Here is an 11351-nt window from a genome sequence, read left to right as displayed (position 1 = left end):
CCATGGGCGTCCCTCGAATCCTCGGTGCGGGGGGCTTCAACCTACCGGTGGGCCGCGCCCGAGGACGAAGCGTTCAGGGTGCCGTGGCGCGGGTTCAGCGCACGGCCCACTCGATGTTCGGGCCCGTCCTCGGCACGGCACTTCCCGGGGTCTCGGGCGACGGGGTCGCACCGTAGGAACCCTGCCGGGTGCGGGCGTTCCCGGCAGGGTCACTACGGGGGCGTTGCTGCGGGTGCCTCACTGCGGGGCGGCGGCCCCGGTCCGACGACCGTGCGGACGGCCCCGGTCAGACGACCGTGCAGGCGGATCCGCCGAGGGTGAAGGCCGTCGGTTCGGTGTAGGTGCCGGTGTACGTGCCCTGGAAGCCGAAGTTCTGGGTGGCTCCGGGGCTGATGACGGCGTTGGACGTGGTGCTGTGTGCGGTGACCGCGCCGCTGGTGGGGCTGACCGTCGCGTTCCAGGCCTGGGACACCTGCTGGCCGGAGGGGAGGGTGAAGGCCAGGTCCCAGCCGTTGACCGCCGTGGTGCCGGTGTTCTTGACGGTGACGTTGGTGGTGAACCCGCCCGGCCAGACGTTGGGCGTGTACTCGACCTGGCAGGCGGCCTGTCCGGCGGGCGGGGTCGTCGTGCCGCCGCCGGGCGGGGTCGTGGTGCCGGTGCCGTTGCCGTTGGTGTCCTGGCCGTCGGTCACCGAGGACGAGAAGCCGGAGAGCGAGAGGCCCGCCCCGTTGATCCACGGCTCGAAGCCGGCCTGGACGCTGGTGAGGTACCAGTTGCTGGAGGCCATGCCCTGGCTGACGGTCCGGTCGATGAAGTCCTTGACGTCGAAGGACCAGCTGCTGATCGCGGACGGCGCGACGAAGGAGATCACGTCGTTGCCGCCGTTGTTCCCGGTCCAGATCTCCCAGGTCTTGCCGCCGATGGTGGCGGTGCTGGTGGGGGAGCCGATGGGCTGGATGGAGCCGACCCGGTTGAACCAGATCATGATCTCCGTCTTGTTGACCCCGTCCGTCTTCGGCTGGGGGTCCAGCCAGATGTCGAACGCCGCGTCGTAGGTCGCGTTGCTGACGTATCCGTACGTCAGCGAGGTCGGCACCGCCGCGATGGTGTCGATCCGCTTCGGCAGGTTCGTCGACGGCGAGCAGGCGGTGTAGTGGCAGCCGAGGAAGATGGACGGGTACGACTTCGGGGCACCGTTGGTGGCGACGGAGCCGTCCGCCTGGGTGACGGTGAACCCGCTGTCGTTGACGTCGATGCACTGGGTGGCGCTGGTGCCCCAGCGGTTGTTCTGGACGATGTAGCGGCCCTGGACGGTGGTGGTGCCGTACTGCTCGCACAACTGGCCGGTGGCCTGCGTGGCCGCCTGGGTGGCCGGGGTGGCGGTGAGCAGCGCGGTGGTCGTACCCAGCATCAGCGTCAGAGCTGTCAGGAGGGTGCGTGCACGGTGTCGCATCATGTCCCTTCGGGCAGTGGGGGAAGGTGGCGGGGCGGGTGTGGGAGCGCTCCCATCCGGGGGGACTGTAGGGGTGGCCGGGAGAGGGTGACAAGACGGTGGACAGGGTTTGTTTTGTTCGACGGGACGTTCGACGAGACCTTCGACGGGGGCCCGTTGGGGCGGTCGGCCCTGCGGTGCGGGACGCTCGTGGAAGGTGAAGCGCTTCCGCAGAACTCGCCGCGCATGACTGGGAGTTGACGCGCTCGGTCAGCAGTCGGCCGCCGTCCGGCAGCGGCGCGCGACCGGTCCCGGACGGGCGGGACGGGCCCCGGTCGCGGACGGCGGGTGGTCTCCCCGCGCCGACGGGCATGGTCACCTGGCGGTGGCCGTCGGCGCGGGAGACCACCCGCCGTCCGCCTTCCCGGGGGTCAGGCCTTCGGGGCGATGACCGCAGCGGTTCCGTAGGCGCAGACCTCGGTGCCGATGTCCGCGGCTGCGGTGACGTCGAAGCGCATCGCCAGTACGGCGTTGGCGCCGCGGGCGCGGGCCGCTTCGACGAGGCGTTCCATCGCCTCGTTCCGGGTCTCCGCCAGGGTCTTGGTCAGGCCCTTCAGCTCGCCGCCGATCACCGACTTCAGGCCGGCGCCGAGCTGGGAGCCGATGTTGCGGGAGCGCACGGTGAGGCCGAACACCTCACCGATCACCTGCGCCACCTCGTAGCCCGGTACGTCGTTGGTGGTCACGACCAGGACATCGGAGCCGCCTGGCTGGCCGCCGGTGTAGTCATCCAGGGACATGGCATTCGCCTCACGTGGTAGGGGGATCCGGGCGGGCGTGAGTGCCTTCAGGGGCTCGGCGTTCCGTACGGCCGGGGCCTCCCGCCCGATGGTGACGGGGGTAACTCGGCTCGGACGCAGCTGAGTTCGAGTCCTCCACTGATTCGTCTGCCCGGTCCGCCCGGCCTCAGTCCGAGGCTCACGCGGGTATCCACGTCGGCCACCACCCCGGCACGCCGTCCACGCAGAACGGCGCCGGGTAGTCGTCCGGCATCCCCAGCCAGGTGGCCGCGGACCAGACGAGGAGGAGGGTGGCCGCCGTGCCCGTCGCGACCGCCCACCCGCCGTTCGGGCGCCGCCCCAGCAGCCCGTACGGCAGCACCCAGCACAGGGCGCCGACGATCCAGAGCGGGACGAAGAGGACGACCAGCGTGAGCGAGTTCGCGTAGGAGTTCCCGCCGACGTCGCAGGTGGCCCAGGCCCTGCCGATGAGGACGCAGGCGAGGGCGGCGGCGAGAAGGCCGCACACCGCACCGACGCCACAGCCTCTGCCCCACATGATCTGCCCCCGGCGTGTGCGCTCCCCGCGTGCCGTGTGCGTGAGGACCCGACTCGACCCGACTCCGTGGCGCGGGGGCACCTACGGCATGACCAGACGCGTGATCAGATGCGTACCGCGCCGTAGAAGCTGCCGATGGTGCTCATCGACTCGTAGCGGACGTAGGCACCCGGGTAGGGGGCGTGCAGCACCTGGCCGCCTCCGGCGTACAGGCCGACGTGCGAGTTGCCGTTGAAGAAGACCAGGTCACCGGGCTTCAGGGCGCTCTGCGAGACATGGGTGCCCTGGTTGAACTGGGTATACGTGGTGCGGGTGATCTCGACACCGGCCTGGTGGTACGCCCACTGGGTCAGGCCCGAGCAGTCGAACGAGTTGGGGCCCGTGGTGGCGGAGTGCGAGTACGGCATCCCGATCCGGGTGGCGGCGGCCGACAGGGCGGCAGATCCGACGGCGGAGGCGGGGAGCTCGTTGCCGAGGTCGACCCGCGCACCGGCGTCGCGGCTGGCGCGCTGATCCTGCTCGGCGAGCTGGGCGCGTTCGGCCGCGGTGAGGGTGTTCAGCAGGTGCTGGGCGGCGGCCAGTTTGGCCTGGGACGCCTTCTTGCTCTTGCCGAGCGCCTCGCGGACCTCGGCGAGTTCACCGAGCTTGCCCTGGGCCTCCTTGCGCTCCTGGGCGAGGGCGCGCTGCTTGGCCTGGATCTTCTCCAGCGACTCGGCCTGCTTCGCGGTGAGGCTGTCCAGCGCGGAGGCCTGGTCGAGGAAGCTGTCCGGGTCCGAGGAGAAGAAGAGCTGCACGGAGGGGTCGATGCCGCCGCTGCGGTACTGCGCGGTGGCGATGGAACCCAGCTCGCTGCGCAGGGCGTTCAGCTCGTCCTGTTCGCGCGCGACCTTGTCCTGGATCGCGTCGACTTCCTTCTTGAGCTTGTCCTGCTGCTCCTTGGCGCCGTTGTACTTCTCGCTGGCCTTCTCGGCCTCCGAGTACAGCTTGTCGACCTTCGCCTTGACCTCGCTCTTGGTCGGCTTCGGGTCGGCGTGGGCCGCCTGGGAGGTCAGGGCGACAGCGGCGGCGGCGGTGGCGGTGAGCACGGTCACGCGCGCGCGGCTCGGCGGCTTGGGACGACGGTGGGACGCCACGGAGCGAGCTCCTTCTCATCGAGCCGCCCGCCGGGCCGCTGGGAGCTGAATCCCTGGCTCCCGGCACGTCACGGAGACGACGGCATCTTCGCTGTCACCCGGTTGGGTGGTCGATCGCGCGAAGGTTCGAGCCCTGACTTTAGTGACCACTCTGTGATCGGAGCAATCTCCGCCGGGGGAATAGCGGCGCTCGGCGCGTTTCTTTACTCACAACACACGGCGTGTAACGACGACTTGACGTTCAGCGTCCGCCCGGCCGGATTCCGGGCTCCCCGGCCGCCGTTGTCAGTCATCCGCGTGGTTGATGCCGTTTTCCTCCCTTTCGAGCGATCGGTAGTACGCGATCTTCTCCTTCAGATGCGCACGTTGATGGAGAAGCTCGGCGAGCCGGCGTTCGACCTGGAGGTCGTGCGCCTCCAGTGCGGCCAGCCGCTCCGGCACGGTCCCGTCACCCGCCTTCGCCAGCTCGGTGTAGCTCCGCATGTCCGCGATGGGCATGCCCGTCTCTCTCAGGCAGCGCAGCACCGCGAGCCACTCCAGATCGCCGGGGGAGTAGCGCCGGTGCCCGCTCGCCGAGCGCGCCACCGGCCCCAGCAGCCCGATCCGGTCGTAGTAGCGGAGGGTGTCCAGGCTGAACCCGGACTCCGCGGCGGTCTCGGCGGGCGTCAGCAACGCGGCGGTCACCGGTTCTGGTTCCATGCGGGCCATTCTGCCGCCGGTACGGACGGGCGGTCGGCCACCGGGACTTGATCCGGAGCGCGCTCCGGATGTGAGCGTGGGTCCACACCGACGTGGCCCCGCGCGCCGGATGTGAGCGTGGGGCCGACACCGACGTGGCCCCACCGGCCCGCACACGAGGAGACACATGCGCTACCACCGCATCGGCGACCGCGACGTCAGCGTGCTCTGCCTGGGGGCGATGCCCTTCGGCGCACGGATCGACGAGGAGACGTCCTTCGCGCTGCTCGACCGATTCGTCGAGCGCGGCGGCAACTTCATCGACACGGCGGACAACTACTGCTTCTGGATCGACGGATGTACGGGCGACGAGAGCGAGACCCTGCTCGGGCGCTGGTTCGCGCGGCGCGGCAACCGGGACGAGGTCGTCCTCGCGAGCAAGCTCGGCGGCCGGCCGGTGGGCCCCGTCGGCCCGGACCGGGCGGCCGACATCCTGGAGGGCCTTTCGGCCCCCGCCGTACGGGACGCCCTCAAGGGCAGCCTCGAACGTCTCGGCACCGACCGGGTGGATCTGCTCTACCGGCACGTCGACGACCCGGACACCCCGCTGGAGGAGACCGTGCGCGTCTTCGGCGAACTGATCGCGAGCGGCGCCGTCGGCATGGCGGGCGTCAGCAACCTGACCGCCGCACGCCTGCGCGCCACCGAGGAAGCCGCCGCCGCACTCGGCCTGGGCGACGCCGTCGCGCTCCAGCAGCGCCACACGTACCTCCGCCCCCTGCCCGGTACGGACTTCGGGGTCCAGCGGTACGCGGACGACGCGGTCCTCGCCGAGGTGCGCCGCAGGCCTGAACTCACCCTGCTCGCCTACACGGCCCTTCTCGACGGGGCCTACTCCAACCCGGCCAAGCCGCTGCCCGCCCCGTACGACCATCCCGCCTCGCACCGGCAGCTGGCCGCCCTGCGCGAGGTCGCGGCGGAGACCGGCGCCACCGTCAACCAGGTGGTGTACGCCTGGCTGCTGGGCGGGGACCCGGCCGTGCTGCCGGTGATCGGCGTCTCCACCCCCGGGCAGATGGACGAGGCGCTGGAGGCGGTGGACGTCGAACTCGCCCCGGAGCAACGCGCGGTCCTGGACGCGGCGCGCGCGGAGACGCTGCCGGGGAGTGCGGAGACGCTGCCGGGGGAGTGAGGGGCCCGGAGCGCGGGAGGCGCGCACGGGGAACTGAGCCCGGCGTCCCGGCGTCGTGTCGTTCATGGCCATGGCACGGGGTGGAAGCACGATGGGCGACGAACCGACCTGGATGGAGCTCCTGTTCACCTTCGCTCTGGTGGCGGTGGTGCCGATCGTCGTCGGGCTGACGGTGATCTGCTCCCTCGTGGGGCTGACGCTCTGGGTGCGGGCGGCACTTCGGCGCCGCCGGACCGCGCGACGGCATCCTCCCGAGCCGTCTGCCGCGGGGCAGGTTGATAGGTTCGGCTCGACGTCGAGCGATCACGGCCGAGGGAGTGGAGCATGACGGGTACGTCCGACCTGCGGCAGATTCTGCGGGGCATCGAGGTCTTCGCCGGTGACCTTCCCGGGTTCGACCCGGCGACCGCGCCGGACACTCCGGACGAACTCTTCACCGAGTGGTTGCTCTCGGCGCTGAGCGCCGGGGTCAAGGAGCCGCACGCCATGACCCTGGCGACGGCGGGCGCCGGGGGCGATCCGACCGCACGCGTACTCATCCTCAAGGACGTGGGCCCCCAGGGCTGGCAGTTCGCCTCGGACGCGGGCAGCCGCAAGGGCCTTGACCTGGCCGACCGCCCCTACGCGGCGCTGACCTTCTACTGGGCTCCGCTCGCCCGCCAGGTCCGGGTGCGTGGACCGGTGGTCCGCGAGACCCCCGAACGGTGCGCCGCCGACTTCCTCGCCCGAGGTGCGGGGGCGCGGGCGGAAGCCCTGCTCGGCCGGCAGTCCCAGCCCCTCGCGGACCCGGCCGAGCGGGACGCCCAGGTGAAGGCATCGCTCGCAAGGGTCGAGAGCGAGCCGGACCTCGTGGCACCCGGGTGGACGCTGTACTCGGTGCGCCCCGAGTCGGTCGAGTTCTGGCAGGGCGACAAGGAGCGCCGCCACACCCGGCTCGCCTACCTGTCCTCACCGGACGGGTGGACCAAGCGGATGCTGTGGCCCTGAGGTCGCACCGACGGGCTCCGCGCGGAGTTTCCTCCGCGGGAGAGAGCGGAGGAAACGGGCCGCGGGACCGCCCGCGGGAGTGGGCCGCAGGTCAGTTCGGGCTGACGGCGTTCAGCATCGCCTCCGTCACGTGGTCGGCGGCGTTGCGGTGGCCCTTGGCGTTGGGGTGCACGAGAGCCAGTTGGTTGTCCTGGTCGAGAATGCCCTCGATCCACTTGCCGGCGTCACAGACGCTGTGCTTCGCGGAGGAGTCGTAGAGGTTGACGAAGGTGGCCGAGTCGTGCGAGTCGGCCGCCTTCTCGATGACCTTGTTGAGCGGCTCCAGCACGTCCTGGCGGAGCCAGTCCAGGTCACCGGCGGTGATCGAGAGGAACTGGTGCGGGTCGTTGTACCGGCACTTGGAGGTGTCCTCGGGGACGACCGTGGGGTAGCCGACGGCCAGGATCTTGGCGTGCGGGCCCTTCTCGTGCAGCTTGGCGAGCATGTCGTCGTACTCCTCGCCGACCTTGGTCAGCCTGCCGGGGACGGAAGCGGTCAGCTCGTCCTTGCACGGGGTGCCCACGCCGCCGCTGCCCTCGCCCAGTTCCAGGCACTTGAAGAGGATGTCGCCGAACCCGAGGGTGTTGCCGCCCACGCCGACGGTGATCACATCGGTGCCGGACTTGACCGCGTCCGACTGGGGCGGCACCGGGGCGAAGGGGGACTCCGGGTCGGGCCTGCCCGGCACGCTCCGGCCGATCGGTACCTGCGCGTTGGAGGTGACGTCCTCGATCGTGGCGGCCCCGCAGCTGACGTTGGTCAGCTCGAAGAACGAGCCGAGGTCCCGGTCGACGACCTGCGGGTAGGACCGGTCGGTGCGCTCGCAGCCGTCGCGGGGGATCTCGAAGACGTCACCGGCGGCCGGAATGACCCCGGCGGTGTACGAGTCGCCCAGGGCCACCCAGTCGTAGTCGGCGGCTGCGGCGGGCTGCGCACCGACGAGTTGGGTGGAGACGAGAGCGGTCGCGGCGAGGGTCGCGGCCGAGGCCAGCAGGGCCGGACGGGTACGGAAGCGGGCCATGAATCCTCCAGGGGACGGGGTGGTGGTAGCGCGCCGACCGTATGGGAGATGTCACTCTCCGCACTAGATTGCCTACGCGGAGTTCACTCAAGAGTGGGGCTCGTGCACACCGCCTTGCCGTTCCGTCTTCGTGGACGGTCTTCCGGGCCGACCGGGTTTGAGGGGGGAGTGACCAGGGGCGACCCCGAAACCGCGTCACGTGCTGGTGCCCGGGATCGGGCGCACCGCGTCGACGGGGAACGGCCGGACAACGCGGGCGCATCCCCAGCGGTCGGGAGTCGTTGGGCCGGGTGCGTGCACTGCGCGTGATCCAACGACCTTCCCCACGAGGCGGAGTGTCGGCCCCACTGGGCGTCTCGGGCGTCACGGGGCAGGCCCCCTCGTGCACGAACCCAGGAGAAACGATGAGCAAGCTGACCGAAGCCGAGGCCGAGGCCGCATTCGCGAAGATCGACGCGGACGGGAGCGGAGAGATCCGGCTGCGGGAGCTGCGGGACTACGACGACACCGACGGCGTCCTCGACGGTGTGAAGCTCGCCGACTTCGTGCGCGCGGCCGACACCGACGGCGACAGGCGCATCACCCTTGCCGAGTTCAAGTCGTTCTTCGCCTGACCGGCGCGGCGGCACCGGGCCTCCGCCCGCACCTCCCGGTCTCGACCGGGCACGGCCCGCAGCCGGGGAGCGTCCTCCCCGTGCCTGCGGGACGGGCCCGGCGGGGCCACGCACCCGCCGCCCCCGTCTGGCCGGGACGGGCACGGCACCTTCCGGCCGACCGGTTCTCAACGCCGCCCTCGAAGCGCGTGTCACCGTACTGCTGGGCAGCAAGTCGGTCTCTTCGCGGACCCGGCGTGGACGGGAGTCCGTGAGCTACGGTCTGAATCCGCACACGTGATCACGGCATGACGCCCGTGGTCGGCGCGGTCGTCGCGGACGCCGCCTGCCTCAGCCTCGGGAGCGCGCCCGTGGCCCCGCCCGGGGACCTCGTCCGGGAGACCGACGGATACTGCCCTCCGGCCGCTCAGCATCCTCGCGTCATCGTGGCGGGCGACCTGCGGTCCGCCCGCTTCCAGCGGGTCACGACCGCCATGGGTTCCGGTGCCGAGGCCGCACCGCAGGCCTACTACGCGGCGCGAGAGCTGCCGGTACGCTGACGGCCGGCCTGCCGCCCGGCGGGACGGCCTACGGCGCAGGGGGGTGAGCCGGTGTTCTCGGACGTCGGTCTCTACGAGTTGCTTTTCATGTCGTTGTGCGCACTGCTCTTCCTGGCGGTGCCGTCGTTCATCGCGTACAGGCGTCGGGTGCAACGCCTGTGGCTGGTCGTCCTGGTGAACGCGCTGGGCGCCTGCACCGGTGTGTTCTGGTTCGTGGCCCTGTACATGGCGTTGAGGATGCGTACCCAGTCCGCCGCCGTGCCGGTGCCGGGCGGTCGGGTCGCGGCCTGAACCGGGACCTGTACGGCGTGGCCCGTTCCGCATGACCTGTGCGGCATGGCCCGTTCGGAGGGGGGCGGGCCGTGGCGCGGGGGGTGTGCGAAGTCCGTGATCACACGCAGGGGTTGTTTTTTCCGAAACTGGGACAACCGTGCCCACGGCGTGATTTACGGTGATCGCGTCATCAAGCTCCGTGCGCCGTCGAGCGCATGGAGCGGCCCCCGGGGGTGCTGGAACACCGTCCGAGGGCCTTCACCACGAGTGGATCGAGACTCCACAGCGATGCTTTGGCATGCTATCTCGCCGGTGTTGAGCACCGGGCGGCGTTCGGGCGGATTGATCGGTTCGCGTCGGATGAACAGTGACGCGAAGATCATCATTCTGTACTTGGAGAGCCTTCCCTCCGCGCAACAGCCCCGGGCCTTGGGTCCGTTGTGGGAATTCGCGCGGGATGCGGGAATCAGGCCCGGCCCGTACCAGAAGGCCAAGAAGTTCCTGAAGCGTGAGGGCTATCTCCACGAGTGGCCGTACCCGCGCTCCGGCGGCCGGTGGGCCACGGCGCAGATCCTCTCCAACGCGCCGACCACGCGGCAGCAGGCGGAGGAGTACTGGGAGAGCTGCCGGGACTATGCGGGCCTCGACGACGACGAGGTGGACGAGATGTCCGCGCACCCCGTGGACGTCGCGTTTCCGCAGGTCGCGCCGAGTGATCACTTTCCGGCGACCGGACTTCCGGGAGCCCGGTCGACCGGTGGCTCTCCACCACACGTACATACTCCGGGGAGCTCATACCCCCTACCTTCCAGGCGTGTTCGCGCTTCGAAAACTGAACGAATGGCGTACGGACGCAAGTTCGACAAGGTCTCGCAATTCGCGGCGGAGGACGGCGAAGGCTTCTGGACCGAACCACCGGAGTGGTTGAACGACCAGGAGTCCCGGGAGGGGGAGAGGGGCGAGTCCCCGGTGGCGGGGTCCGCTTCGGCGCCGGTGTCCTTGCCCGTGCCGGATTCCGAGCCGGATTCCGTGCCGGTTTCGGTGCCCGTGCGGGATTCCGTGCCGGATTCCGTGCCGGTTCCGGTTCCGGTTGAGGAACCTGTGCCCGTACCCGTACCTGTGCGGGTGGCCCGGCCGGAGCCTGCGTCGAAGCCGGTGGAGGAGTGGGGCGCCGAGGAGGTGGAGGCGGAACGGGTGCTGCTGTCGCTGGGGCGGGCTTCGAGCCAGTTGCGTCTGGGCGCGCAGGAGGCGCGGCAGCTCGTCGACTTGGCGGCGGAGTGGATGCGGCGAGGTGTGTCGGCGGCCGAACTGAAGCGGGCGCTGGTCTCGTTGCTCCCCGAGGGCGGGGTGTACTGGCCGCCGGGGTTCGTACGGAAGCGGCTGGAGAGCAGGATGCCCGCGCCGCCGGAGCGTCGATCCGTCGGGATGGGTGCGGTGGCCGTGGACGCGTCGCGCCCCCAGGGCGTAGGTCCCCAGGGTGTGGAGGAGGAGCCCGCGTACGTGTCTCCGTTGCCCCTCGTGACTTGCAAAGGACCGGGTGACGAGCATGTGTTCCGGGCGGGGGCCGGAGAGGTGCTGTGCGGCCCGTGCCGGGCGGCGGAGGCCTGGGCTGCGTGGGCGGCCCACCGGGAGGCCGCAGCGCGGGCCCGGGGCGAGGACGGGCCGGCCGGGGACGGCAAGGGCGGCTGGCGTGATGTCCTCGCCGGTGCCGCCGCACCGCCCGGCACGGAGCACGATCCGGCCGAGGAGGCAGCCGCCTACGCCGCGCTTGAGCGGTGAGCCGTCGCGACGTGCGTGAAGTGTCGCGGCACGAGTGAGATGCCGCGGCACGAGTGAGATGCCGCAGGGCGGCGCGCGACGACTCGCCCGGCCGCGCCGTGGGCGCCGGAGCGAGCCTGTCACCCGTCCGAGTGGGTTAGCCGCATTTTCCGTGCAGGTCTTCGAATTCCCCCTCGAAAGAAGGCAGATGGGGCGGGTTCTTTCGTACGGCGTTTCGCACGTCAACGCTTCCGCGTTCGAAAGCTGCATGGGTGGCAGAGTGTGGCGTTTCGCCCATGGGGCGTGTTGTGCGAGCACAATGACTCGGGCGGTTCGATAGCAGAGGC

12 protein-coding genes and 1 pseudogene are annotated in these 11351 nt (G+C 70.7%); 7 read left to right on the top strand and 6 right to left on the bottom strand.

What is annotated here, in order from left to right:
* Positions 1 to 286: 286 nt before the first annotated feature.
* The 5 genes from ACFWEE_RS02285 to ACFWEE_RS02265 all read right to left on the bottom strand — a co-directional run bounded on the left by ACFWEE_RS02285 (position 287) and on the right by ACFWEE_RS02265 (position 4602).
* The gene (locus ACFWEE_RS02285) at positions 287 to 1453 is read right to left on the bottom strand and encodes a cellulose binding domain-containing protein (protein ID WP_386885598.1); all 1167 of its coding nucleotides are present in this window, start codon (positions 1451 to 1453) and stop codon (positions 287 to 289) included.
* Between the two features lie 410 nt (positions 1454 to 1863).
* A complete protein-coding gene (locus tag ACFWEE_RS02280; RefSeq protein WP_386885597.1) occupies positions 1864 to 2232 on the bottom strand; it encodes a YbjQ family protein in 369 nt (122 codons plus the stop codon).
* 178 nt (positions 2233 to 2410) lie between these two features.
* Positions 2411 to 2740, bottom strand: a complete 330-nt coding sequence (locus tag ACFWEE_RS02275; protein ID WP_386885595.1) for a hypothetical protein — start codon at positions 2738 to 2740, stop codon at positions 2411 to 2413.
* A gap of 134 nt (positions 2741 to 2874) precedes the next feature.
* Entirely contained in the window at positions 2875 to 3903 is a 1029-nt protein-coding gene (locus ACFWEE_RS02270) for an NlpC/P60 family protein (RefSeq protein ID WP_386885594.1), read from the bottom strand.
* Positions 3904 to 4188: 285 nt separating this feature from the next.
* Positions 4189 to 4602, bottom strand: coding sequence for a MerR family transcriptional regulator (locus ACFWEE_RS02265; protein ID WP_386885592.1), 414 nt, complete (start codon positions 4600 to 4602; stop codon positions 4189 to 4191).
* Between the two features lie 166 nt (positions 4603 to 4768).
* Between ACFWEE_RS02265 and ACFWEE_RS02260 the strand changes: the two genes are divergently transcribed.
* From ACFWEE_RS02260 to ACFWEE_RS02250, 3 genes are all read left to right on the top strand, one after another.
* Positions 4769 to 5773, top strand: a complete 1005-nt coding sequence (locus ACFWEE_RS02260; protein WP_386885591.1) for an aldo/keto reductase — start codon at positions 4769 to 4771, stop codon at positions 5771 to 5773.
* 91 nt (positions 5774 to 5864) lie between these two features.
* Positions 5865 to 6101 carry a hypothetical protein gene (locus ACFWEE_RS02255; protein WP_386885589.1) on the top strand — a complete coding sequence of 79 codons (237 nt, stop codon included), beginning with the start codon at positions 5865 to 5867 and terminating at the stop codon, positions 6099 to 6101.
* The gene (locus tag ACFWEE_RS02250) at positions 6098 to 6760 is read left to right on the top strand and encodes a pyridoxal 5'-phosphate synthase (protein WP_386885588.1); all 663 of its coding nucleotides are present in this window, start codon (positions 6098 to 6100) and stop codon (positions 6758 to 6760) included. The genes ACFWEE_RS02255 and ACFWEE_RS02250 overlap by 4 nt, the downstream gene beginning before the upstream one ends.
* 91 nt (positions 6761 to 6851) lie before the next feature.
* Here the strand turns inward: ACFWEE_RS02250 and ACFWEE_RS02245 are convergent, their stop codons facing one another.
* On the bottom strand, positions 6852 to 7820 hold the full coding sequence (locus ACFWEE_RS02245) for an SGNH/GDSL hydrolase family protein (RefSeq protein ID WP_386885586.1): 969 nt from the start codon (positions 7818 to 7820) through the stop codon (positions 6852 to 6854).
* 404 nt (positions 7821 to 8224) lie between these two features.
* On the opposite strand from ACFWEE_RS02245, the gene ACFWEE_RS02240 reads away from it, so the two are divergent.
* The 4 genes and pseudogenes from ACFWEE_RS02240 (at position 8225) to ACFWEE_RS02225 (ending at position 11025) form a co-directional block, all read left to right on the top strand.
* A complete protein-coding gene (locus ACFWEE_RS02240) occupies positions 8225 to 8434 on the top strand; it encodes an EF-hand domain-containing protein (protein ID WP_386885585.1) in 210 nt (69 codons plus the stop codon).
* A gap of 308 nt (positions 8435 to 8742) precedes the next feature.
* Positions 8743 to 8973, top strand: a pseudogene (locus ACFWEE_RS02235) (pyridine nucleotide-disulfide oxidoreductase); the annotation flags it as partial.
* A 51-nt stretch (positions 8974 to 9024) separates the two neighbouring features.
* The gene (locus tag ACFWEE_RS02230; RefSeq protein WP_386885584.1) at positions 9025 to 9264 is read left to right on the top strand and encodes a superinfection immunity protein; all 240 of its coding nucleotides are present in this window, start codon (positions 9025 to 9027) and stop codon (positions 9262 to 9264) included.
* 270 nt (positions 9265 to 9534) lie between these two features.
* Positions 9535 to 11025 (top strand): hypothetical protein, encoded by a 1491-nt coding sequence (locus tag ACFWEE_RS02225; protein WP_386885582.1) that lies wholly within the window; start codon positions 9535 to 9537, stop codon positions 11023 to 11025.
* The last annotated feature ends 326 nt before the right edge of the window (positions 11026 to 11351 follow it).

The sequence above is a fragment of the Streptomyces sp. NPDC060184 genome (genome assembly GCF_042728795.1).
Classification (GTDB): domain Bacteria; phylum Actinomycetota; class Actinomycetes; order Streptomycetales; family Streptomycetaceae; genus Streptomyces.
Note: the sequence above shows the minus strand (reverse complement) of the source record. Positions and strands in the feature narration are given on the sequence as shown.